The organism is Rhodococcus sp. 320_ES (assembly GCF_059691855.1).
Map to the genome: position 1 here is coordinate 743,236 of NZ_JCAWAG010000001.1, position 21,485 is coordinate 764,720.

General features: G+C 66.9%; 22 protein-coding genes. 15 read left to right on the top strand and 7 right to left on the bottom strand.

Annotation, left to right across the window (positions count from 1 at the left end):
* Genes AC59JP_RS03785 through AC59JP_RS03810 form a run of 6 tightly spaced genes read left to right on the top strand, consistent with a single transcriptional unit; the run spans window position 1 to window position 7,178 of the window.
* Window positions 1–474: a (2Fe-2S)-binding protein gene (locus AC59JP_RS03785; protein WP_497324284.1), complete on the top strand. Its 474-nt coding sequence runs from the start codon at window positions 1–3 to the stop codon at window positions 472–474.
* Window positions 471–1,826, top strand: coding sequence for an 8-oxoguanine deaminase (locus AC59JP_RS03790; RefSeq protein ID WP_497324285.1), 1,356 nt, complete (start codon window positions 471–473; stop codon window positions 1,824–1,826). Before AC59JP_RS03785 ends, AC59JP_RS03790 begins: the two co-directional genes overlap by 4 nt.
* A complete protein-coding gene (locus AC59JP_RS03795; protein ID WP_497324286.1) occupies window positions 1,823–4,144 on the top strand; it encodes a xanthine dehydrogenase family protein molybdopterin-binding subunit in 2,322 nt (773 codons plus the stop codon). Before AC59JP_RS03790 ends, AC59JP_RS03795 begins: the two co-directional genes overlap by 4 nt.
* A 2-nt stretch (window positions 4,145–4,146) precedes the next feature.
* The gene (locus AC59JP_RS03800; protein WP_497324287.1) at window positions 4,147–5,589 is read left to right on the top strand and encodes an NCS2 family permease; all 1,443 of its coding nucleotides are present in this window, start codon (window positions 4,147–4,149) and stop codon (window positions 5,587–5,589) included.
* Complete coding sequence (locus AC59JP_RS03805; RefSeq protein ID WP_497324288.1) at window positions 5,589–6,668, top strand: XdhC family protein; 1,080 nt, start codon at window positions 5,589–5,591, stop codon at window positions 6,666–6,668. The genes AC59JP_RS03800 and AC59JP_RS03805 overlap by 1 nt, the downstream gene beginning before the upstream one ends.
* Before the next feature lie 39 nt (window positions 6,669–6,707).
* Window positions 6,708–7,178 carry a DIP1984 family protein gene (locus tag AC59JP_RS03810; RefSeq protein ID WP_497324289.1) on the top strand — a complete coding sequence of 157 codons (471 nt, stop codon included), beginning with the start codon at window positions 6,708–6,710 and terminating at the stop codon, window positions 7,176–7,178.
* A 284-nt stretch (window positions 7,179–7,462) separates the two neighbouring features.
* Here the strand turns inward: AC59JP_RS03810 and allB are convergent, their stop codons facing one another.
* Genes allB through AC59JP_RS03845 form a run of 7 tightly spaced genes read right to left on the bottom strand, consistent with a single transcriptional unit; the run spans window position 7,463 to window position 14,843 of the window.
* Window positions 7,463–8,779 (bottom strand): allantoinase AllB, encoded by a 1,317-nt coding sequence (gene allB / locus AC59JP_RS03815; RefSeq protein WP_497324290.1) that lies wholly within the window; start codon window positions 8,777–8,779, stop codon window positions 7,463–7,465.
* Entirely contained in the window at window positions 8,766–9,821 is a 1,056-nt protein-coding gene (gene alc / locus AC59JP_RS03820) for an allantoicase (protein WP_497324291.1), read from the bottom strand. Before alc ends, allB begins: the two co-directional genes overlap by 14 nt.
* Window positions 9,818–10,939 (bottom strand): glycerate kinase, encoded by a 1,122-nt coding sequence (locus tag AC59JP_RS03825; RefSeq protein WP_497324292.1) that lies wholly within the window; start codon window positions 10,937–10,939, stop codon window positions 9,818–9,820. Before AC59JP_RS03825 ends, alc begins: the two co-directional genes overlap by 4 nt.
* Before the next feature lie 2 nt (window positions 10,940–10,941).
* Window positions 10,942–12,741: a glyoxylate carboligase gene (gene gcl, locus AC59JP_RS03830; protein ID WP_497324293.1), complete on the bottom strand. Its 1,800-nt coding sequence runs from the start codon at window positions 12,739–12,741 to the stop codon at window positions 10,942–10,944.
* A gap of 1 nt (window position 12,742) precedes the next feature.
* Window positions 12,743–13,624 carry a 2-hydroxy-3-oxopropionate reductase gene (locus AC59JP_RS03835; protein WP_497324294.1) on the bottom strand — a complete coding sequence of 294 codons (882 nt, stop codon included), beginning with the start codon at window positions 13,622–13,624 and terminating at the stop codon, window positions 12,743–12,745.
* A gap of 12 nt (window positions 13,625–13,636) precedes the next feature.
* Entirely contained in the window at window positions 13,637–14,440 is an 804-nt protein-coding gene (locus AC59JP_RS03840) for a hydroxypyruvate isomerase family protein (RefSeq protein WP_497324295.1), read from the bottom strand.
* Window position 14,441: 1 nt separating this feature from the next.
* Window positions 14,442–14,843, bottom strand: a complete 402-nt coding sequence (locus AC59JP_RS03845) for an allophanate hydrolase-related protein (RefSeq protein WP_497324296.1) — start codon at window positions 14,841–14,843, stop codon at window positions 14,442–14,444.
* Window positions 14,844–14,977: 134 nt separating this feature from the next.
* Between AC59JP_RS03845 and uraD the strand changes: the two genes are divergently transcribed.
* The 9 genes from uraD (at window position 14,978) to AC59JP_RS03890 (ending at window position 21,453) form a co-directional block, all read left to right on the top strand.
* Window positions 14,978–15,469 (top strand): 2-oxo-4-hydroxy-4-carboxy-5-ureidoimidazoline decarboxylase, encoded by a 492-nt coding sequence (gene uraD, locus AC59JP_RS03850; RefSeq protein WP_497324297.1) that lies wholly within the window; start codon window positions 14,978–14,980, stop codon window positions 15,467–15,469.
* Complete coding sequence (gene uraH, locus AC59JP_RS03855) at window positions 15,466–15,807, top strand: hydroxyisourate hydrolase (RefSeq protein ID WP_497324298.1); 342 nt, start codon at window positions 15,466–15,468, stop codon at window positions 15,805–15,807. Before uraD ends, uraH begins: the two co-directional genes overlap by 4 nt.
* Window positions 15,808–15,810: 3 nt before the next feature.
* Window positions 15,811–16,704, top strand: a complete 894-nt coding sequence (pucL, locus tag AC59JP_RS03860; RefSeq protein WP_497324299.1) for a factor-independent urate hydroxylase — start codon at window positions 15,811–15,813, stop codon at window positions 16,702–16,704.
* An 11-nt stretch (window positions 16,705–16,715) separates the two neighbouring features.
* Complete coding sequence (locus AC59JP_RS03865) at window positions 16,716–18,074, top strand: nucleobase:cation symporter-2 family protein (RefSeq protein ID WP_497324300.1); 1,359 nt, start codon at window positions 16,716–16,718, stop codon at window positions 18,072–18,074.
* A 33-nt stretch (window positions 18,075–18,107) separates the two neighbouring features.
* Window positions 18,108–18,893, top strand: coding sequence for an IclR family transcriptional regulator (locus AC59JP_RS03870; protein ID WP_497324859.1), 786 nt, complete (start codon window positions 18,108–18,110; stop codon window positions 18,891–18,893).
* A gap of 33 nt (window positions 18,894–18,926) precedes the next feature.
* Complete coding sequence (locus AC59JP_RS03875; RefSeq protein ID WP_497324860.1) at window positions 18,927–19,667, top strand: 2-phosphosulfolactate phosphatase; 741 nt, start codon at window positions 18,927–18,929, stop codon at window positions 19,665–19,667.
* Between the two features lie 58 nt (window positions 19,668–19,725).
* On the top strand, window positions 19,726–20,136 hold the full coding sequence (locus tag AC59JP_RS03880) for an OsmC family protein (RefSeq protein ID WP_497324301.1): 411 nt from the start codon (window positions 19,726–19,728) through the stop codon (window positions 20,134–20,136).
* Window positions 20,133–20,405, top strand: a complete 273-nt coding sequence (locus tag AC59JP_RS03885) for an acylphosphatase (protein WP_497324302.1) — start codon at window positions 20,133–20,135, stop codon at window positions 20,403–20,405. The genes AC59JP_RS03880 and AC59JP_RS03885 overlap by 4 nt, the downstream gene beginning before the upstream one ends.
* A 139-nt stretch (window positions 20,406–20,544) precedes the next feature.
* Window positions 20,545–21,453, top strand: a complete 909-nt coding sequence (locus tag AC59JP_RS03890; protein ID WP_497324861.1) for an alpha/beta hydrolase — start codon at window positions 20,545–20,547, stop codon at window positions 21,451–21,453.
* Window positions 21,454–21,485: the final 32 nt, after the last annotated feature.

The following is a 21,485-nucleotide window of genomic DNA, read 5'->3' on the forward strand; positions in this document are numbered from 1 at the left end:
ATGCGCGTCAATTGCACGGTCAACGGTTCCGAACACAGTGCCGACGATGTCTGGGAGGGTGAGAGCCTGCTCTTCCTCCTGCGTGAGCGAATGGGCTTCCCGGGGTCGAAGAACGCCTGCGAGCAAGGTGAATGTGGTTCCTGCACCGTCTATCTCGACGATGTGCCCGCGTGTGCGTGCCTGGTGGCAGCGGGCCAGGTCGAGGGTCGCGAGATCCGGACGGTCGAAGGACTGGCCGACGGCGACAAGCTCGACCCCATGCAGGAAGCATTCGTCGAGTGCGGCGCCGTGCAGTGCGGCTTCTGCACTCCCGGACTGGTCGTGCAGGCGCACGATCTGATCGACCGCGTACCGAATCCCTCCGACGTCGAGATCCGTGAGGCACTCGCCGGAAACCTCTGTCGCTGCACCGGTTACGAGAAGATTCTCGACGCGGTGCGCCTTGCTGCCACTCGAAAGGCCGACGCACGATGACCATCCGCATCATTCACAACGCCTTCATCGCCCCCATCGTGGGCAAGGAGATCCCGAACGGGTACCTCGTGATCGACGGCGCGACCATCAGCGCACTCGGTTCCGGGCCGGCCCCGGCCATCGCGGGCGCCGAACTTATCGACGCCGGCGGCGGCCTCGTGACTCCCGGCCTCGTCAACACCCACCACCACCTGTACCAGTGGGCCTCGCAGGGTCTGGCCAAGGACAACACGCTCTTCGAATGGCTTGTCGCGCTGTACAAGCCGTGGTCGAAGATGGACGCCGAGGTTGTCGGCGGCGCCGCGCTGGCGGGGCTGGGTTGGCTCGCCAAGACGGGCTGCACCACCACCACGGATCACCACTACATCTTCCCGAAGGGACGGGGCGATCTGTTCGCCGCCGAAATCGAGTCGGCCGCGCGGATCGGCGTTCGGTTCCAGCCGTGCCGGGGCTCGATGGACCGCGGCGTGTCCGACGGCGGGCTGCCGCCGGACGAGGTGGTCGAGACGCTCGACGACATTCTGAGCGCGACCAAGGAGGCGATCGACACCTACCACGACGCTTCCTTCGGATCCATGCTCCGGATCGCGGTGGCACCCTGTTCGCCGTTCTCGATCAGCAAGGATCTGCTCGTCGAATCGGCGTCGCTGGCGCGTGCCGCGGGCGTTCGCCTGCACACTCACCTGTCGGAGACACTCGACGAGGAAGAGCACTGCATCGAGCAAATGGGCTGCACGCCGGTCGAATACATGGAACAGGTCGGCTGGATCGGTGACGACGTGTGGTTCGCACACGCGGTCCACCTCCACGACAAGGACATCGCGACGTTCGCCGCCACGGGCACCGGCGTCGCGCACTGCCCCAGCTCGAATGCCCGCCTCGGGGCCGGTATCGCCCGCATCTCCGACTTGCTGGCGGCCGGCGCTCCGGTCGGTCTCGGCGTCGACGGATCCGCGTCCGCGGAAATGGTGCCGCTCGCCGGTGAAGTGCGCCAAGCGATGTACATGCAGCGGGCCAAGTACGGGCCCACGGCGCTCACCGCGCGTCAGGCACTCGAAGTCGCAACCCTCGGCGGCGCACGCGTTCTCGGACGCCAGGACGAAATCGGGTCCCTCGAGGTCGGCAAGTTGGCGGACATCGCGATCTGGCGGACCACGGGCTTCTATGCCGCGGTGGAGGATCCGATCGTCGCGTTCGCCTACGGGCAGACGCCTCCGCTCGCGAAACTGCTCGTGGGCGGTCGAACGATCGTCGACGACGACGTTCTCGTGAGCGTGCCGCAGGACGAGGCAGCTCGGGCGGGCGCCGACGCGCACCGTCGCCTCATGTCTCTTGCCAAGGATGTCCTGTGAGCGCGCCGACGACGTTCCCGAGCGTCATCGCCGCGCCCGGTCGAGGTCAGGTGGGGGACAGCCCGCTGCGACCCGACGGCACCCTGAAGGTCAAGGGCGAGTTCGCCTATTCGTCGGACCTCTTCATCGACGGCATGCTGTACGGGGCCACCCTGCGCAGCCCGCACCCGCGCGCCCGCATCGTCTCGGTGGACATCTCGGCCGCCCTCGCGGTACCCGGAATCGAAGCCGTGCTGACTCACGACGACGTGCCCGGCCGTAAGTGCTATGGACTCGACGGCACCTGGGATCAGCCGGTTCTCGCGTTCGACGAGGTGCGTCACCAAGGTGAGCCGATCGCGCTGGTTGCCGCCGATCATCCCGAGACCGCCCGCCGCGCAATGGAAAAGATCGTCGTCGAGTACGAGGTCCTCGATCCGCTGTGCGACGCCCGCCGCGCCGCACTCGATCCGACCTACCCGAAGGTGCAGGAGCGCGGCGGGATCGCGCGCCACCAGCCCGTGCGGGTCGGCGACGTCGCCTCGGCACGCGCCGCCGCCGACGTGATCGTCAGCAGCGACTTCACCGTCGGAATTCAGGACCAGGCGTTCCTCGGACCGGAATCCGGCCTCGCCATTCCGGGTGAGGACGGCGGTATCGATCTGTACGTCGCCACGCAGTGGATGCACAACGACCTCGAGCAGATCGGTCCGTGTCTCGGGCTGCCCAAGGAGAAGATTCGGATGACGCTCGCCGGCGTCGGCGGTGCATTCGGTGGCCGCGAAGACCTGTCGATGCAGATCCATGCGGCGATGCTCGCTCTGCACACGGGCAAGCCGGTGAAGATCGTCTACAACCGGTACGAGTCCTTCTTCGGGCACGTGCACCGCCACCCCGCGCAGATGCACTACGAATACGGCGCCACCCACGACGGCAAGATCCTGTACGCGGACGTCGAGATCATCCTCGACGGCGGTGCGTACACCTCGGCGACGCTGAACGTGGTCGGCAACGCCGCCTCGCTCGGGGTGGGTCCGTACGTGATCCCGAACATCGAGATCGACGCCTACGGTGTGTACACCAACAACCCACCGTGCGGCGCCATGCGCGGATTCGGCGCGGTACAAGCATGTTTCGCCTACGAGTCCATGATGGACAAGCTTGCGCAGGCGTGCGGGATGAGCCCCGTGGAAGTGCGACAGATCAACGCCGTCAGCCAGGGATCGGTCTTGGCGACGGGCCAGGTGATCGAGGCTCCCGCGCCGCTCGCGGACATGCTCGCCCGAGCCGAAGCCATGCCGATGCCGGCACCGCTCGACAGCTCGGACATCCGCAACCTGCCCGGCGGCGCGTCGCAGACCACCCACGGTGAGGGCGTCGTGCGGGGCGTCGGGTACGGGGTGGGACTGAAGAACATCTGCTTCTCCGAGAACTACGACGACTACTCCACCGCAAGAGTGCGACTCGAGGTGATCGGCGGCGAGGCAACGGCATTGGTGCACACGGCCGCTGCGGAAGTCGGCCAGGGCCTGGTCACACTCGAAGCGCAGATCGCCCGCACCGAACTCGGCGTCACCAAGGTGATCATCCACCCCGCCGACATCACCGTCGGCAACTCCGGATCGTCGTCGGCGTCGCGTCAGTCCTACATGACCGGCGGCGCCGTCAAGGTCGCGTGCGAGGCGGTGCGCGAGGCGGTCTTCGTTCTCGCCGGGCTGCACCTCGGCCGCGCGGTGGCGGATCTGTCGCTCGACGGCGGCAAGATCGTCTCCGCGACCGACGGAGTGCTGGCCACCCTCGAAGACGTCCTGGGTGACCGGGTGATCGAGCAGACCCGCGAGTTCCACCACCGCCCGACCACGGGGATGCACCCCGTCACCGGGCAGGGCGCCAGTCACACCCAGCTCGCCCTGTGCGTGCACCGCGCGGTGGTGGATGTGGACGTCGACCTCGGCCTGGTCAAGGTCGTGGAGATGGCGGCCGTGCAGGACGTGGGCAAGATCCTCAACCGCCTCTCGCTCGAGGGACAGATTCACGGCGGCTCGGCCCAGGGACTCGGCCTCGCCGTCATGGAGGAGATCGTGGTGACGGACGGACTCGTGAAGAACCCGTCGTTCACCGACTACCTCATCCCCACCATTCTCGACATGCCCCCCATGAAGCTGGACATTCTGCAGAATCCGGACCCGTTGGCGCCCTACGGACTTCGCGGCGCCGGCGAACCGCCGACACTGTCCTCGACCCCCGCGATCGTCGCGGCCATTCGCGACGCCACCGGATTGGCGCTGACGCGAGTACCCATTCGACCCGAGCACATCACGGACCCCGGAAGGCCCTGACCATGACCAAACTCGACCCCGCGAACACTCGTGACGCCGGTGGCCGTCGATCCCAGATCGATCGCTTCTTCGACATCACCGGCCGCGGCTCCACCGTCTCGCGGGAGATCCGAGGAGGTGTCACGACGTTCGTCGCAATGGCCTACCTGATCGTGTTGATTCCGTTGATCATCGGCGACGCGAAGGACGTGACCGGCGCGACGTTGGACCCCGCTCAACTGAGCACGATGGTGGCTCTGTCGGCCGGACTGACGACCGTCCTCATGGGTGTGGTCGGCAACGCGCCGCTGGCGATGGCGGCCGGGCTCGGAGTGACGCCGATCGTGGTGTTCCAGGCCGCGCCGTACATGACCTGGCCGCAGGCGATGGGCCTGGTGGTGCTAGAAGGCGTCATCATCGTGATCCTCGCGCTCACCGGAATTCGCCAGCTGATCATGGACGCCATTCCGCGAGTGCTGAAGCAGGCCATCGGAGTCGGCATCGGCGCCTTCATCGCGCTGATCGGTCTCGTGGACGCAGGATTCGTCGGGTACGGCGAGAACGCCTCCACCGCAGTCACTCTGGGAGTGTTCGGCAAGCTCGCCGGTTGGCCTGTGTTCGTGTTCTGCGTCGGACTGGTGATCATGATGATGCTGTTCGTGCGCCGAGTGCCGGGCGCGATGCTCATCGGCATCTTCATCGCGACGAACCTCGCGATCGTGCTCAACTCGGTCTTCGACATCGCCCCGGAGTCCTGGGGTCCGGTGGTGCCCAAGGTGCCCGACTCCATCGTCGCCACACCGCAATTCGGCCTGCTGTTCGACGTCGACATCTTCGGCGGCTTCGCCCGCGCCGGAGTGGTGACCGCCTCGGTCGTGCTGTTCACGCTGGTGCTGTCCGGCTTCTTCGACGCGATGGGGACCATCCTCGGCGTCGGTGAAGAGGCAGGCCTGGTGGACAAGCAGGGCCGGCTTCCCGGTCTCAGCCGCATCCTCACCGTCGACGGAATCGGCGCCATCGTGGGAGGCGCGATCAACGGGTCCGCCAACACCGCCGTCGTCGAATCGGCCGCCGGTGTCGCGGAGGGTGCGCGCACCGGACTGGCGAGCGTCGTCACCGGCGGGTTGCTGACCAGTCTGATCTTCTTCACCCCGCTCGCCGGCGTGGTCCCGGTCGGGGCCGCGGCACCTGCGCTCGTGCTCGTCGGTGCGCTGATGATGACCCACGTTCGCAAGATCGACTGGGAGGACACCGAAATCGCGATCCCGGCGTTCCTCACGATCGTGCTGATGCCCTTCACGTACTCGATCACGGTGGGCGTGGCCGCCGGTGTGCTCTCGTACACCATCGTGCGCATCGCCAAGGGCAAGTTCCGCCAGACCCACTGGCTGCTGTACGTGATGTCGACGATATTCGTGGTGTACTTCGCACTGCACCCCCTCGAGGAAGCACTCGGTATCTCCTGATGAAGGACATCGCGGCGCGTCTGCGCGCCTGGAACGACGCGGGACTGCGGTACGCCGTGGCCACCGTCGTCTCCGTGTCGGGCAGCGCGCCCCGATCGCCCGGCGCCGCGATGGCCGTCTCCTCGGACGGGGAGGCGGTGGGCAGCGTCTCCGGTGGGTGCGTCGAGAGTGCCGTGTACGCGCTGTGCCAGGAGGTGCTGGGCAGTGGCGTCGCGATCCGTGAGACGTTCGGCTACAGCGACGACGACGCGTTCGCCGTCGGACTCACCTGCGGCGGCGAGATCGAGGTGTTCGTCGCGCCGGCGCCGCAGCGGGCGATCATCGAGTCGTTCGACGATGCGTTCGCGACCGTGCAGTTGCTCGACTCGACCGGATCCATGATGGCCGTGTGGCCCGACAGGCACAGTGGTACAACCGGATTCACCGACGTCGACGCGGTGGCCGTCGCGGAGGCGCGGGCCATGCTGGACTCCGGCAGCACCGGAATCCGCTCGGTCCGGTGCCGTCCCGACGTCGAGATGTTCGTGACCTCCTACGCCGCGCCGCCGCGGCTGCTGATCTTCGGGGCGATCGACTACGCCGCAGCCCTGGCCCGACTCGGCTCCTATCTCGGCTATCGCGTCACGGTGTGCGACGCGCGGCCGGTCTTCGCCACACAGGCGCGGTTCCCCGACGCCGACGAGGTGATCGTCGAGTGGCCCCACACGTATCTGGCTCGGACGCGGACGGATTCGCGGACGGTCGTCTGCGTCCTGACGCACGACGCGAAGTTCGACGTGCCGTTGCTCGAGGTCGCTCTCCGGTTGCCGGTGGCGTTCGTGGGAGCCATGGGCTCGCGCCGCACACACCACGATCGACTGCTGCGCCTACGCGAGATCGGCATGACCGACGCCGAGCTGGCGCGCCTGCGCTCGCCCATCGGCCTCGATCTGGGGGCGCGCACACCGGAGGAGACGGCCGTGGCAATTGCTGCCGAGGTGCTCGCTGAACGCCGCGGCGGCAGCGGGGCGCCGCTGTCGGCGGGGGACGGGCCGATTCATCATTCGGTTTCACAAATCTCGCGTCGTATGAGAGCCTGACCTCTTCGCAATTTCGCGGAGTCACGCGGAGGCAGAAACATGAAGCTCGCCGAAGCCCTTGCAGAGCGCGGTGATCTGGTTCGCCGGACCGAACACCTCAGGGGGCGCATCGTCGCCAACGCCCGATACCAGGAGGGCGAGCAGCCCGCTGAAGATGCCGGCGCCTTGCTCGCGGAACTGGGTGAGGTCCTCGACCGCGCGGAAATGCTGATCAGACGTATCAACCGCACCAACAGCACAGCGGCCACGGCCGGCGGAACGGTCACCGACGCACTCGCTCGACGCGACGCACTGCGCATTCGGCACCGGGTCGTCACGCAGGCAGCGGACGCTGCGTCCGGCGGCGGTGAGCGAAGCGGCTACGGTCGTCAGCTCCGATCCGAGCTCGTTCACGTTGCGGCACTGCCGGTTGCCGAACTTCGGCGCACGGCCGACGACATCGCGCGGGAGATCCGGCAGATCGATCTGGAGATTCAGCGCGTGAACTGGGAGATCGATCTGGTCGACTAGAGCTGGGTAGTGGGTAGTTCTTCTCGAGGCGAGCACGAGCCGCGGGTCGGCGGTCGATCCGGCCCTTCTGTAGGCGTGGAGGGCAACGCTCCGGGCACACACCCGGATCACGGTGCAGCCCAATACACCTGACAGGGAACGGTGCACAGCGCACACGTCATCACCGGGTGCTGATCGAGATGGACGAGGGTGGGAACGGGGCGACCCAGCTCTGAATTCGGCAGACCGTCCAGCAACGGGCAGACCCCGCAGCGTCTGCCGAACGCTGCAGGGTCTGCCGAATGTCAACGGCGCGTGATCAATCGGCCCTGCTCGGTGTCCGAACCGCGCAACCAGGTGCGGCGCACCATCCCCGTCAGGGTGCGGTGGTCGTAGGCCGACACCGGGTTCTTGTGCAGCAGCGTCCGAGCGTCGACGGTGAACGAGGCGTCGGGCGCGAAGACCACCAGATCGGCGGTGCAGCCGACCGCGATACGGCCGCGATCGGTCAGGCCCACCTGATCGGCCGTGTTGGTGGCCATCCATCGGACGACGTCGGCGAGGCTGAACCCGCGAGTGCGGGCCTCGGACCACACCGCGGACAATGACACCTGCAGCGACGCGATGCCGCCCCAGGCGTCACCGAAGTCGCCCGTGTCGAGTTGCTTGAGGTCGACCGTGCACGGGGAGTGATCGGTGACGACGGTGTCGATCACTCCGTCGGCCAGGCCTTGCCACAACGACTCTCGGTTGCCGGCCTCGCGGATCGGTGGGCAGCACTTGAACTGCGTTGCACCGGAAGGGATGTGCTCGGCGTCGAAACACAGGTAGTGCGGACACGTTTCGGCGCTGACCCGGACGCCGTCGCGCCGGGCTTCGGCGATCGCGGGCAGGGCCTCGGCGCTGGAGAGGTGCAGGATGTGCACTCGGCACCCGGTCCGGCGAGCCAGGTCGATCACCTGCGCGATGGCCCGGTTCTCGGCCGACCTGGGACGGGACTCGAGGAAGCCCGCGTATGCGGACCCGGAGGGCGTCGGCGCCGCCTCGATGGTGGCCGCGTCTTCGGCGTGGACGATGAGCAACCCGTCGAACGACGCGATCTCGATCATGGCCTTCTCGAGTTCGACCGGCGACAGGGGCGGGAACTCGTCGACGCCCGAATGCAGAAGGAAGCACTTGAAACCGAAGACACCGGCCTCGTGGAGTGGGCGCAGCTGATCGAGGTTGCCGGGTACGGCGCCGCCCCAGAAGCCGACGTCGACATGCGCACTGGGCTCCGCGACGGCACGCTTGACGGCCAGAGCGTCGACGTCGACCGTCGGCGGGATGCTGTTGAGGGGCATGTCGACGATCGTGGTGATACCGCCCGCACGGGCAGCGCTCGTGGCGCTCGCGAACCCCTCCCACTCGGTGCGTCCCGGTTCGTTGACGTGGACGTGGGTGTCGACCAAGCCCGGAATCAGAACCTCGTCCTCGGCCAGATCGACGATTTCCCGCGCCGTCGACTCGGTATCGATGGAGACGATGACGCCGTCGCGGATTCCGACGACGCACGACCTTTCCACGCCGTCGACGATCGCCCGCGGCGCCCGGAGGAGAAGATCCAGCTCAGAAACCGGCATCGGACACCAGGATTCGACGCTCGGCCGGCAACGCGTCCCACCACCGGGTGCGGGCGTCGGCCAACGATGCGGGGTCCAGATCACCGAACAGGCGGAGCCGGGAGAGACCGCCGTCGGGATACACGTCCAATCGAAGGTGGGTGGCGGCGCGGTCGGTATCGAGCGCGAAGCGGTGCCGTGTGTCCGGCTGTACTGCCACGCGGGGGAGCAGCTCGTGCCACGCACCGGCCTCCTCGATGTCCGACACTCGGGCGTCGGCGGTGCTCACCCGTACCCAGCCGGGTGCGTTGCCCACGTAGTAGCTGGTGTCCACCTCGAGATGACGCGGAACGCCGGCCGCGGCGAGCGCGAACACGGCGAAGTCGTTGCCCCCGCTGCGCCTACGCGCGTTCTCCCATCCCTCACCCATGTTGCGGGCGCGGCCGGGCATGATGATGTTCGCCGGTGACGAGTAGAACGCGTCCGAGCATGCCGCCAGAGTGGCGCCGTTCTCCGCAGCGAGCAGGTCGAGGGTGCCGGTAAGGAAGCGCGGGTCCGGAACCACCTCGCCGTGCACGCGCAGCCGTGCGACTCCGCCGTCGGGAAAGATGTTCAGGCGCACATGAGTCCAGCACCGTCGGTCGTCGACGCCATACGCATTGGCGGTACCGCCGGCGGCGGGGGACTTCTCGATGATCGTGTGCCACTCGGCCTTCTCGATCTCCTCGATGGACGGGTAGCCCTCGACGGACGCAGCTTCCACCGAGACGAACGGAGGGTAGTTGCCGAGGAAGTACGCCGTGTCGACGACGACGCCGTGCACGATGCCCGCGGCGCCCAATCGGACGATGGCCCAGTCGTGTCCGTCGTCGCGGCGCCGGCGGGTTTCCCACCCGTCGTAGACCTTGCCCTTGTGCCCGAACTCGTGCGGATCGAAGAACGGCGGCTCCGGCCGAATCAGGTTCTCGCGCTGGGCGAACAGTTCGTCGTTCGCGGCGCAGACGCTGCCGCCGAGGGCGCGCGAGGCGAGGTCGGTGAGGCCGGTGAACGGCTGGGTTGTCATGAAACTCCTTCGAAGATGTGTGCGGACGTTGCGATGGTGCGGCCGATCCGTCGCAGCAGTGTCGACGCGAATCGGATGGACGTCCCGAGGTCGGGTTCGAGATCGGACAGCGCATAGGACGCCACCACGCCGTACTCGGCCAAACTGTTGCGGTGCAGCAGGTTTCGTCCGGACACGGTGACAACCGGAATGCCGCGCGCGTGTGCCGCCAGCGCCACGCCGATGGGCGCTTTGCCGTGCAAACTCTGCTCGTCCAGTGAGCCCTCGCCCGTGACGACGAGATCGGCCGACTCCAGGTGCGAGCCGAAGTCCGTCAGTTCGAGAACGGTGTCGATGCCGGGCCGGACGGTGGCACCCAGGATCGCCATGGCGCCGTAGGCCGTCCCTCCCGCAGCGCCGGAGCCGGGAGCCATCGGATCGGCGCCGACGACGGACGCCCAGTGCATCATCGATTGTTCGAGGACGAGGAGGTCCTCCGCGTCTGCTCCCTTCTGAGGCGCGTAGACGGCGGTCGCGCCCCGCGGTCCGAGCAACGGGTTGTCGACGTCGCACGCCAGCTCGAACGTGGCTGCCCGTGCGGCCGGCGACACGCCGCCCGGATCGAGTCGGGACACGGCGCGCAACGGGCCACCCCCGTCGGGCAGTTCGTTGCCCGCCGCGTCGAGGATGCGTGCGCCCAGTGCGCGCAGCATTCCTGCGCCGCCGTCGGTGGACGCGCTGCCACCCAACCCGACGACCACGCGGCGCGCACCCGCCGTCAAAGCGTGCGCGATCACCGTTCCGAGGCCGAACGTGCTCGCTCCCAACGGATCCGGAACGCCGCCCGGCAGCAGTGACAGACCCACGGCAGAGGCGAGCTCGACCACCGCGTCGTCGCCCCGTCGTGCGTAGGAGGTGTCGACCGGACGACCGGTGGGCCCGGACGTCCACACGTTCACTCGATCCCAGCCGGCGGCAACCGCGGCGTCTACGGTCCCGTCACCGCCGTCCGCCACCGGCAGCGTCGCGATCTCCCACGACGGGTCGCCCGACGCCATTCCGTCGGCGAGCGCTGCGGCCACCTCGATTGCCGTGAGCGACCCTTTGAACTTGTCCGGGCACACCAGAACTCGGGTCATGGTCAGTCCAGCATGAGCAGGGCAGTGGGTGCGTCTGCGGACGAGAATGCAAGTTCCTCGAACTCGCCGACGTTGTCCAGTTCGGTACCCATGGAAATGTTGGTGACGCGCTCGAGGACGATCTCGACCACCACGGGAACCTTGTGCTCGGCCGCCAAGGACTTCGCCTTCGTCAGAGTCTCGGCGATCCGGTCCGGCTCCGTGACGCGCAATGCCTTGCACCCCAGACCTTCGGCCACCGCCACGTGGTCGACGCCGTATCCCTTGGGAATGCCGGGCTGCTCGTCGATCGGGTCGGTGTGGTTGATGTTGTCGAATCCCAGCTGCACACAGAAGTCCATGTCGAACGCGCGCTGCGCCTGCCGAATCAGACCGAGGTACGAATTGTTCACCACCACATGCACGTACGGCAGATTGAACTGCGCGCCCACGGCCAGTTCCTCGATCATGAACTGGAAGTCGTAGTCACCCGATAGTGCGACGACGCTCGCGCCCGGATCCGCCGCCACCACCCCGAGTGCGGCCGGGATCGTCCACCCGAGAGGTCCGGCCTGTCCGCAGTTGATCCAGTTCCGCGGCGCGTACACGTGGAGGAACTGACCGCCGGCGATCTGCGAGAGGCCGATGGTGCTGACGTAGCGGGTGTTTCGGTCGAACGCCCGGTTCATCTCCTCGTATACACGCTGGGGCTTGATCGGAACGTCGTCGAAGTGGGTGCGGCGCTGCATCGTCCGCTTACGCGTCGCGCACTCCTCGACCCAACCCGACAGATCGCGGACGCGCCCGGCCGCGCGGCGCTCGCGCGCCACGGCAACGAACTGCTCGAGGGCGGCGCCGGCGTCGGAGATGATGCCGTAGTCCGGGGCGAAGACCCGGCCGATCTGGGTCGGCTCGATGTCGACGTGCACGAAGGTGCGGTCACCCCGGTAGGTGTCGAGTCCGCCGGTATGCCGGTTGGCCCACCGGTTTCCGATGCCGATGACGAAGTCCGACGCCAACAGGGTCGCGTTGCCGTACCGGTGCGAGGTCTGCAGTCCGACCATTCCGGCGGCGAGGCGGTGATCGTCCGGGATCGTGCCCCACCCCATCAGAGTCGGGATGACGGGCACGTTCAGGGTCTCGGCCAATTCCACCAGCAGGTCCGACGCGTCGGCGTTCACGATGCCTCCGCCCGCGACGATCAGCGGCCGCTCGGCGGCGAGCAGCATGTCGATTGCCTTCTCCGCCTGGGCCCTCGACGCGCGCGGCTTGTGTACGGGCAACGGCTGATACGTCTCGGGGTCGAAGTCGATCTCGGCCATCTGCACGTCGATCGGCAGGTCGATCAGAACCGGTCCCGGCCGACCCGATCGCATCAGATGGAAAGCCTGAGCGAAAGCGCCCGGCACCTGCGCCGGCTCCAGCACGGTCATCGCCATCTTCGTCACGGGCGCTGCGATCGAGGCGATGTCGACCGCCTGGAAGTCCTCCTTGTGGAGTCTGGCGACGGGTGCCTGTCCGGTAATTGCCAGAATCGGAATCGAATCGGCCATGGCCGAGTACAGCCCCGTGATCATGTCCGTTCCTGCGGGACCGGATGTGCCGATGCAGATTCCGATGTTGCCGGCCTTGGATCGGGTGAAACCTTCGGCCATGTGCGACGCGCCTTCGACGTGGCGAGCGAGCACGTGCCGGATACCGCCGTGAGCCTTCATCGCCGAATAGAACGGGTTGATCGCGGCGCCGGGAAGGCCGAATGCCGTAGTGGCACCTTCGAGTTCGAGGATCTTCACCGCGGCATCCGCCGCGCGCATACGAGCCATGTCAGTTCGCCTTTCCTGCGAGCCGTTCGACGCCGCGGAAGAGCGCCGAGTGGTCGAGGCCACCGTCACCGTTTGCCCGCGCGGACGCCATGAGTTGGGTCAGCAGAGCGCCGACGGGGGTGATGACGCCGGCCTCGCGGGCCGCGGACGTCACGATGCCGAGATCCTTGTGATGAAGGTCGATGCGGAATCCGGGTTCGAAGGAGCGGTCGAGCATCTTCTGTGCTTTCTGATCGAGCACCGCCGAACCGGCGAGTCCGCCGCCGAGAACCTGGACGGCGGCCGGCATGTCGACCCCGTACGCCTCGAGAAACGCGATGGCTTCGGCGAGCAACTGGATATTGCCCGCGACGATCAGCTGGTTGGCCGCCTTGACGGTTTGACCGGCTCCGTTGGGTCCTACGTGCACGATCGTCTTACCGACCACGTCGAGAACGGGCTTGGCCGCTTCGAAGTCCTCGGCGTAGCCACCGACCATGATCGACAGAGTGGCGTTCTCGGCCCCCGCCTGTCCGCCGGACACCGGTGCGTCGATGATGCGGAAGCCGCGCGACTCGGCTTCCTGCGCGAGGTCCGCGGTGACGTCCGGGCGGATGCTCGAGAAATCGATGATCAGTGCGCCGGCCGGTGCGTTGTCGAACACGCCACCCTCGCCGGTGAGGACGTCGCGCACGTCCGGCGAGTCCGGAACCATGACGGCGACGATGTCCGCGCTCGCAACGGCTTTGGCGATGGAGTCCGCTGCCGATCCTCCCGCCTCCACCAGGGGAGCGGTGCGGTCGGGGGAGAGGTTGTATCCGACGACCTGGTGGCCGGCCTTCGAAAGATGCACGGCCATGGGGCTTCCCATGATGCCGAGTCCGATGAATGCAATGGTGCTCACGATTGTCAGTCCTTACTTCGAGAACGAGGGAGAAAGCCAGTCGAACGTGTCGCGGCGGGTGGGTTTGTACTCGACGCCGACGAGACCGTCGTAGCCGTTCGACGCGAGCTGAGAGAGATACGAGTCGAGATCGAGTGCGCCGGTGCCGGGTTCGCCTCGTCCGGGGGAGTCGGCGATCTGGACGTGCCCGATCACGGAGGCGTACGCGTCGAGCGCTCTCGTGATGTCGTCGCCGTTGACGTCCAGGTGATACAGGTCGGCGAGCAGCCGCAGGGTGTCCACTCCGCGCGCCGCCACTGCGTCGATGACGGCCACCGCGTCGGAGGCCGTCATCAGCGGGTACGCGGGAACGCCGCTGACCGGCTCGATCAGGACCACCGCGCCGATGGCGCCGACCGCCTTGCCCGCGGCCGCGAGATTCTCGGTGGCGATCTCGTCCTGTTCCCGAGGGTCGATCCCCTCGATCCGATTGCCGTAGAGGGCGTTGAACCCGGTGGTACCCAGGCGTTCGCCGATGCCGACGACGACGTCGACGTTGTCGCGGAACGCGGTGACCTGGCTCGGATCGGACAGGATGCCGCGGTCACCGGCCGGCATGTCACCGGCCGCGAAGTTGAGACCGGTGAGGGTGACACCCGCGTCCTGGATCGAGGCCACGAATGCGTCGACCTCCCGGTCCGCCGGCGTCGGCGTGGCGAACGGCCACCAGAATTCGACTCGATCGAATCCGTGCTGCTTCGCGGTCTGCGCCCGTTCGAGGAGAGGAACGTCCGGGAACAGGATGGAGCAGTTCGCGGTGAACGAATACTGTTTCATGTCAACTCGTTTCGATCGGGGTGGGTAGTCCGCGGTATCGACGCCAGCTACCGGTCGCGGTGATATCGGTCAGGTCGCTCGATTGTCCCTGGAGTACCTCGGGTCGTAGGCCTACGGCGAGGACCGAGCGTCCGTCGTCCAGTGCGACGACCGTGAGTTCGAGCTCGGGCGGCTCGTCGGGCAGGAATTGCGTTCGGATGTCGTCCAACGGAATGTCGTACAACTCGCCCTCGACGGCGGCGCCGGCGTTCGGGTCGAGGACCAGAGCCGGGAATTCGTCGCGTACCGAGTAGAAGCGATAGGTGGGGACAGTGCGGACGGGGCCGAGATAGGTGTGATCGGCGACGTTGTGGTGCAGGCTTCCGCCGCGCATCGCGCCGCCGTTGCAGAACAGGTGTGCCATCGAACGAACCTCCAAAATCCGTAATGCGGAATAATAATTCCGCTGGCGGTTCGAGTGTTGCGCGTCACACGGCGGATGTCAACCAATGAATTCAGGGGTTGACACGTGCTGTGACCGCTGTCACGCTTCGATCTATGGAATCCGCATTTCGCAATACGGAATTATTGTCGACAGGCGGGCTGCGAACCTGTCTGGACGTCCCACGCTGGGTAGACGCGATGCAGGGCGGTCGGCCGTACCCCACCGGCGACGCTCTGCAGACGGCGATCATGACCGCCGCGGCGCCCTTCACCGAGGCCGAAGTCGACGCAGCCCTGCGCCATCACCCGCGTATCGGGGACAGGCCCACGGGCGACGACACCCATTCCGCGAACGCCCGCGCCGAGCAGTCCGGCGTCGACGCGTCCCAGTCCACGGTGCGTGAACGCCTGAACGCCGGAAACCACGCCTACGAAGCACGTTTCGGTCGCGTCTTTCTCATCCGTGCGGCCGGCCGCGACGCCGACGACGTGCTCCGTGAACTCGATCGGCGCCTGCAGAACGATCCCGCAACCGAATTGGCCGTCGTCGAACACGAACTGCGGGAGATCGCCGCTGTCCGTCTGACCGGTGAGACGCCGCAATGACCGACCGCAGCCACATCACCACGCACGTGCTCGATGCCGCCACCGGGTCACCGGCACAGGGCGTGTCCGTCGAGCTGGCCCGGTTCGACGGAGAGTGGACCGCCCTGGTCTCGCGCAGCACCGACGCGCAGGGCCGGATCGCCGACCTCGGACCTACCGCGCTGGAGCCGGGCATCTACCGACTGACCTTCGACACCGGGGACTGGTTCGCCCGCGACGGTCGCTCGACCTTCTATCCGCGCATCGACGTCACGGTGGAGATCACCGCGACCGACGAGCACTACCACGTCCCAATCCTGTTGAGCCCGTTCGCCTTCACCACTTATCGAGGGAGTTAGACCATGAGCAAGATCGTTCTCGGAGCAAATCAGTACGGCAAGGCAGAATGCCGGCTGGTGCGCATCGACCGCGACACCCCGCGTCACCGCATCACCGACATCAACGTCACCTCTCAACTGCGCGGCGATCTCGCGGCTGCGCACACCGACGGAGACAACGGCCATGTCGTCGCCACCGACACCCAGAAGAACACCGTGTACGCGTTCGCGCGGCACGGAATCGGAACCATCGAAGAGTTCGCTCTACGACTCGGTCGGCACTTCACCGGCGACTTCGACTGGATCACCGGTGGTCGATGGGAGATCGAGCAGTATTCCTGGGACCGCATTCCGACCGGACCCGAAGGCCACGACCATTCCTTCGTCCGAGGGGGCGACGAGAAGCGCAACACCATCGTCACCATCGAGGGCGACGACACGTGGATCGTGTCCGGGCTCAGCGACGTCGTCGTGCTCAAGTCGACCGGGTCGGAGTTCTGGGGATTCCCCACCGACAACTACACGACCTTGAAGGAGACGACGGACCGCATCCTCGCGACGTCCGTCAGCGCTCGGTGGCGTTACCTCACCACCGATCTCGATTTCGACAAGACCTTCACCGATGTTCGGTCGATCATGCTGGACACGTTCGCGAACGTGCACTCGCTTGCGTTGCAGCAGAGCCTGTTCCAGATGGGCACCAACGTGCTCGAGGCGCACCCCGAGATCGGCGAGATCAAGTTCTCGATGCCGAACAAGCATCACTTCCTCGTCGACCTCGAGCCTTTCGGCCTCGACAATCCCGGAGAGGTGTTCTACGCAGCGGACCGTCCCTACGGGCTCATCGAAGCAACGGTCGAGCGCGACGACGCACCCGACGCCGGCCGCGCCTGGGACACCGTCCCCGGATTCTGCTGAGGTGCCCCGCGATGAAGCATCCGACGCACGATCCCGCCCGCCCCGAAGACGAGCGGTTGAGCCTGGGCAAGACGTATCTCTACGGCCTGCAACACATTCTGACGATGTACGGCGGTGTCATTGCGCCGCCGCTGATCGTGGGAGGCGCAGCTGGGTTGTCCACCGTGGACATCGCTCTGCTGGTGTCCGCGGCACTGTTCGTCAGTGGTGCCGCCACCCTCCTGCAGACCTTGGGGCTTCCGTACGTCGGTGCCAAACTGCCCCTGGTCCAGGGAATCTCGTTCGCATCCGTCTCGACCATGGTGGCGGTGGCGAGCGGGCCGGGCGGACTGAACTCGGTGTTCGGAGCCATCATCGCGGCGGGTGCCATCGGCATCCTGATCACTCCCTTCTTCAGCAAGATCGTGAAGTTCTTCCCGCCCGTGGTGACCGGAACGATCATCACCGTCATCGGAATCTCGTTGCTACCGGTGGCGTGTCGGTGGGCGATGGGTGGAGATCAGAACGCAGCGGACTGGGGGTCGATGTCCAACATCGGACTCGCGGGCTTCAGCCTTCTCGTCGTGCTGATCGTCAGCCGTCTCGCCACCGGGACGTTCTCGCGCCTGTCGATTCTCATCGGCATCGTCGCGGGGACCGTGTTCGCCGTCGTGGTCGGCAAGGCGGATTTCTCCGAACTCGGCGACGGTGCGTTCTTCAGCATTCCGGAACCGTTCGCCTTCGGCGCCCCCGTCTTTCAGATCGGCGCGATCATCTCGATGGTGGTCGTCATCCTCGTCATCATGACCGAGACGACAGCGGACATCCTCGCGGTGGGTGAGATCGTGGGTACGAAAGTCGACTCGCGCCGCGTGGGCGACGGTCTTCGAGCCGACATGCTGGCAACCACGATTGCTCCGGTGTTCGGAACGTTCCCGGCCAGCGCCTTCGCGCAGAACGTCGGACTCGTCGCCGTCACCGGCATCAAGAGTCGGTTCGTGGTGGCCGCGGGCGGTTCCGTGCTTCTCTTCCTCGGGCTGTTTCCGGTGCTCGGCAGACTTGTTGCCGCAGTGCCGCTTCCGGTCCTCGGCGGCGCCGGCATCGTGTTGTTCGGCTCGGTGGCGGCAAGCGGAATCAGAACGCTGTCGAAGGTCGATTTCGACGGCAACCTCAACCTGGTCATCGTCGCCGTCGCCATCGGGTTCGGCGTCGTGCCGATCGCCGTTCCCGGTTTCTGGTCGGCGTTCCCGGAATGGGTCCACGTGATCTTCGATTCCGGTATCAGCGCGGCGAGCATCGTGGCCGTCCTGCTGAACATCTTCTTCAACGAATTCTCGAAGGCGCGGCGGTCCTCGCCCTCGGTTCTGGCCGCGTCACCGCCTATCGAGTGATCGTGTTCCGCTTCGTGGAATAGGGTGACCGATATGGAGTCCGGTGGCGGCGTGCAGTCCGTGGAACGTGCATTCGAACTGCTCGAGATCATGGCCGGAGCGGGCGGATCGGTGGGAGTGAGCGAACTGGCCGAGGCGGCCGAACTCCCGATGCCCACCATCCATCGTCTGCTCAAGACGCTGGTCGCGCTCGGGTACGCCCGCCGGCTGCCGTCGCGGAGATATGCGCTGGGCACCAAGCTCATCGGTCTCGGTGAGAGTTCGTCGAAACTGATCGGATCTTGGGCGCGGCCATACCTGGCCGAGCTGGTGAAGATCACGCACGAAACGTCGAACATGGCCTTTCTCGAAGACGACATGGCGGTCTATGTGGCCCAGGTGCCGTCCGAACACGCGATGCGCATGTTCAACGAGGTGGGTCAGCGGGTGTACCCGCACAGCACCGGAGTGGGAAAGGCGCTGCTGGCACAGCTTCCCGACGATCAGGTACTCGCACTGGTCGGGCGGACGGGAATGGCGCCGAAGACCGTGAACACGCACACCACGCCCGCTGCTCTGCTCGACGATCTCGCGGTGATCCGCGAGCGCGGGTACTCCATCGACGAGGGCGAGCAGGAGGTGGGCGTGCGGTGTTTCGCGGTTCCCGTGGTCGGTGCGCCCACGCTGACGGCCATCTCGATCGCCGGCCCGGCTGCGCGGGTCACGTTGGAGACCGCCGAACAGTATGTGCCGCTGCTGGTTTCGGCGGCGGAGCGATTGGCGAAGGATTTGGCGAGTGATGGGGGCTCCGCCCCCCGTGCGCGAATCAGTGCCCTGTAGGGGCGGAAATCGCGCACAGCGGAGGGCGGGATGGTGAATCGGGAACACCGCCAACTGGACCACGCCCTGCGCTTCGACTGGGGCCTGGCCGGTGCACGGGCCATCGCCGCTGATTCGGACGTGGCCGTCGTGGTGGATGTTCTGTCCTTCACCACCACCCTGTCCGTCGCCGCAGACGCGGGAATCACGGTGCTGCCGTATCGGTGGCACGAATCGGCCGCCGAGTATGCAACGACGAACGGCGCGGTGTTGGCGGTCGGGCGTAGCGAAGCGGCCGAGGGCCAGATCAGCCTGTCGCCGAGAACGATTCGTTGTTCACCGGCTCCCGCGCGTCTCGTCTTGCCCTCACCGAACGGGTCCACGATCGCCCACGAACTGTCGACCTGTGTGGGCGCATCGCTACGCAACGCCGACGCGGTCGCGCGGTGGATTGCCTCGAACGCGATCGACGGCACGACGGTGTCGGTGATCGCGGCGGGGGAGAAGTGGCCCGACGGTTCGCTGCGTCCCAGCGCCGAGGACCTGTGGGGCGCCGGGGCGGTGATCGCGCATCTGCTCGACCTCGGATTCGCGGGACCCTCACCGGAGGCTCGGCTCGCGGCGGATGCCTGGAACTCGGTCTCCGCGACGATTCGAACTGCGTTGCGCGACTGCGCGTCCGGCCGCGAGCTGATCGCCATGGGGTTCGCCGACGACGTCGCGGTCGCCGCCGAGGTGGGGGAGAGCACCTCGGTGCCAGTTCTGCGCGATGGGGCGTTCACGGCTTCCCGCTGATCCGCGGGGGTGGAAATCGCGCACAGGGGGCGCAGCCCCCTCACCTACACTCGCCGATATGGCTGAACTATGGGTCGAGCGGACCGGAACTCGTCGCTACACCGGGAAAAGCTCACGCGGCGCCGAGGTGCTTGTGGGCTCGGAGGACGTGGACGGCGTCTTCACCCCCGGCGAGCTCCTCAAGATCGCGCTGGCCGCGTGCACGGGCATGAGCTCGGACACTCCGCTCGCGCGGCGGCTCGGTGACAACTACGACGCAACAGTGCGGGTGTCCGGCGACGCCGACCGCGACAACGAGGTGTACCCCGAGCTGAACGAGGTCCTCGAACTCGACCTCAGCGAGCTGGATCCCGAGGCGCGCGAGCGGCTGCTATCCGTCGTGGTGCGCGCCGTCGACAAGGTCTGCACCGTGGGTCGGACGCTGAAGGCGGGTGCGACGGTGAATCTCACCATCGAGGCCGACAAGTGACCGAGCGCCTGAGCGCGTGGGTGCACGGTCGGGTTCAGGGTGTCGGGTTTCGATGGTGGACGCGATCGAGGGCTCTGGAACTCGGGCTGGTGGGATCCGCCACCAACGCCGTGGACGGACGGGTGCACGTGATCGCCGAGGGTCCGCGGCCGCAGCTGGAATCGCTCCTGGCGTTGCTGCGTTCTGGCGACACACCGGGTCAAGTCAGCACCGTCGTCGAAAGCTGGGAGCAGGCCCGCGGGGGCATCGACGGCTTCGTCGAGCGGTGAGATGATCCAGCGCTCAACCACTTTCGTATAGGTCCGCAACCCCTTCGTGACCGTAACGACATGACCGCCACGCTAAGGTGACTCGACATTTTCGAGCCCGGTGGAGGTTGAACACGTGGTGAAACGCGTCGTCGTCTTGATGATCGCGGCAGTGCTGGTTGCGGTCGGTCTGGCCGCCCCGGCGTCCGCCGAAGGCGCCCGCATCGATCACATCGACCGCCTGTCCGACCGCGTCGACGTGGTGCACGTGTACTCGCCGTCGATGAATCGTGTGATCGCGAATCGAGTGGTGCACCCCGTCGGAGGGCAGCGCGCCCCGACCTTCTACCTGCTGACGGGCGCGGGCGGCGGCGAGGACGGCATCTCGTGGTTCGACAACACCGACGTGGTCGGATTCTTCTCGAACAAGAACGTCAACGTCGTGATGCCGGTCGGCGGCCGGTTCAGCATGTACACCGACTGGCAGGCCGACGACCCGGTTCTCGGTAGGAACCAGTGGACCACCTACCTCACCCGTGAGCTGCCGTCCGTGATCGACAGCCACTACGACACCACCCGTACGAACGCGATCAGCGGCGTCTCCATGTCGGCCGGGCCCGCACTCGATCTCGCGATCCAGGCGCCCGGGTTGTATCGCGCGGTCGGGTCGTACAGCGGATGCGCCCGATCGAGCGACGCCGTGGGCGTGCTGAACACCGCTGCCGTCGTCACCCGCGGCGGCGGGAACATCGTGAACATGTGGGGAGTGCCCGGCAGCGGGTCGTGGGCGGCGCACGATCCCTGGCTGCGCGCCGGTGAACTGCGCGGCAAGGCCATCTACATCTCCGCGGCCAGTGGGCTTCCCGGCCCGATCGACGGGCCGTTGGCCATTCCCTCCCCGGTGGAAGCGGTGGCCGACGGATGCACGGCCTCGATGGCGTCGCGGCTGTCCGAGCTGGGCATTCCCGCCACCTACGTCCGGCGCCCCGAAGGCGCCCACACCTGGGGCCTGTTCACGGCGGACCTCTACAACTCGTGGCCGATGATCGCGGGCGCCATCGGCGCGTGACGGGCGGACGCCGGTCGACCCGGTAACCTCAA

Coding starts and splice junctions, on each gene's coding strand:
- AC59JP_RS03785 (WP_497324284.1), top strand. CDS start 1: ATGCGCGTCAATTGCACGGTCAACGGTTCCGAACACAGTGCCGACGAT.
- AC59JP_RS03790 (WP_497324285.1), top strand. CDS start 471: ATGACCATCCGCATCATTCACAACGCCTTCATCGCCCCCATCGTGGGC.
- AC59JP_RS03800 (WP_497324287.1), top strand. CDS start 4,147: ATGACCAAACTCGACCCCGCGAACACTCGTGACGCCGGTGGCCGTCGA.
- AC59JP_RS03805 (WP_497324288.1), top strand. CDS start 5,589: ATGAAGGACATCGCGGCGCGTCTGCGCGCCTGGAACGACGCGGGACTG.
- AC59JP_RS03810 (WP_497324289.1), top strand. CDS start 6,708: ATGAAGCTCGCCGAAGCCCTTGCAGAGCGCGGTGATCTGGTTCGCCGG.
- allB (WP_497324290.1), bottom strand. CDS start 8,779: ATGCCGGTTTCTGAGCTGGATCTTCTCCTCCGGGCGCCGCGGGCGATC.
- alc (WP_497324291.1), bottom strand. CDS start 9,821: ATGACAACCCAGCCGTTCACCGGCCTCACCGACCTCGCCTCGCGCGCC.
- AC59JP_RS03825 (WP_497324292.1), bottom strand. CDS start 10,939: ATGACCCGAGTTCTGGTGTGCCCGGACAAGTTCAAAGGGTCGCTCACG.
- gcl (WP_497324293.1), bottom strand. CDS start 12,741: ATGGCTCGTATGCGCGCGGCGGATGCCGCGGTGAAGATCCTCGAACTC.
- AC59JP_RS03840 (WP_497324295.1), bottom strand. CDS start 14,440: ATGAAACAGTATTCGTTCACCGCGAACTGCTCCATCCTGTTCCCGGAC.
- AC59JP_RS03845 (WP_497324296.1), bottom strand. CDS start 14,843: ATGGCACACCTGTTCTGCAACGGCGGCGCGATGCGCGGCGGAAGCCTG.
- uraD (WP_497324297.1), top strand. CDS start 14,978: ATGGAATCCGCATTTCGCAATACGGAATTATTGTCGACAGGCGGGCTG.
- uraH (WP_497324298.1), top strand. CDS start 15,466: ATGACCGACCGCAGCCACATCACCACGCACGTGCTCGATGCCGCCACC.
- pucL (WP_497324299.1), top strand. CDS start 15,811: ATGAGCAAGATCGTTCTCGGAGCAAATCAGTACGGCAAGGCAGAATGC.
- AC59JP_RS03865 (WP_497324300.1), top strand. CDS start 16,716: ATGAAGCATCCGACGCACGATCCCGCCCGCCCCGAAGACGAGCGGTTG.
- AC59JP_RS03870 (WP_497324859.1), top strand. CDS start 18,108: ATGGAGTCCGGTGGCGGCGTGCAGTCCGTGGAACGTGCATTCGAACTG.
- AC59JP_RS03880 (WP_497324301.1), top strand. CDS start 19,726: ATGGCTGAACTATGGGTCGAGCGGACCGGAACTCGTCGCTACACCGGG.
- AC59JP_RS03890 (WP_497324861.1), top strand. CDS start 20,545: ATGATCGCGGCAGTGCTGGTTGCGGTCGGTCTGGCCGCCCCGGCGTCC.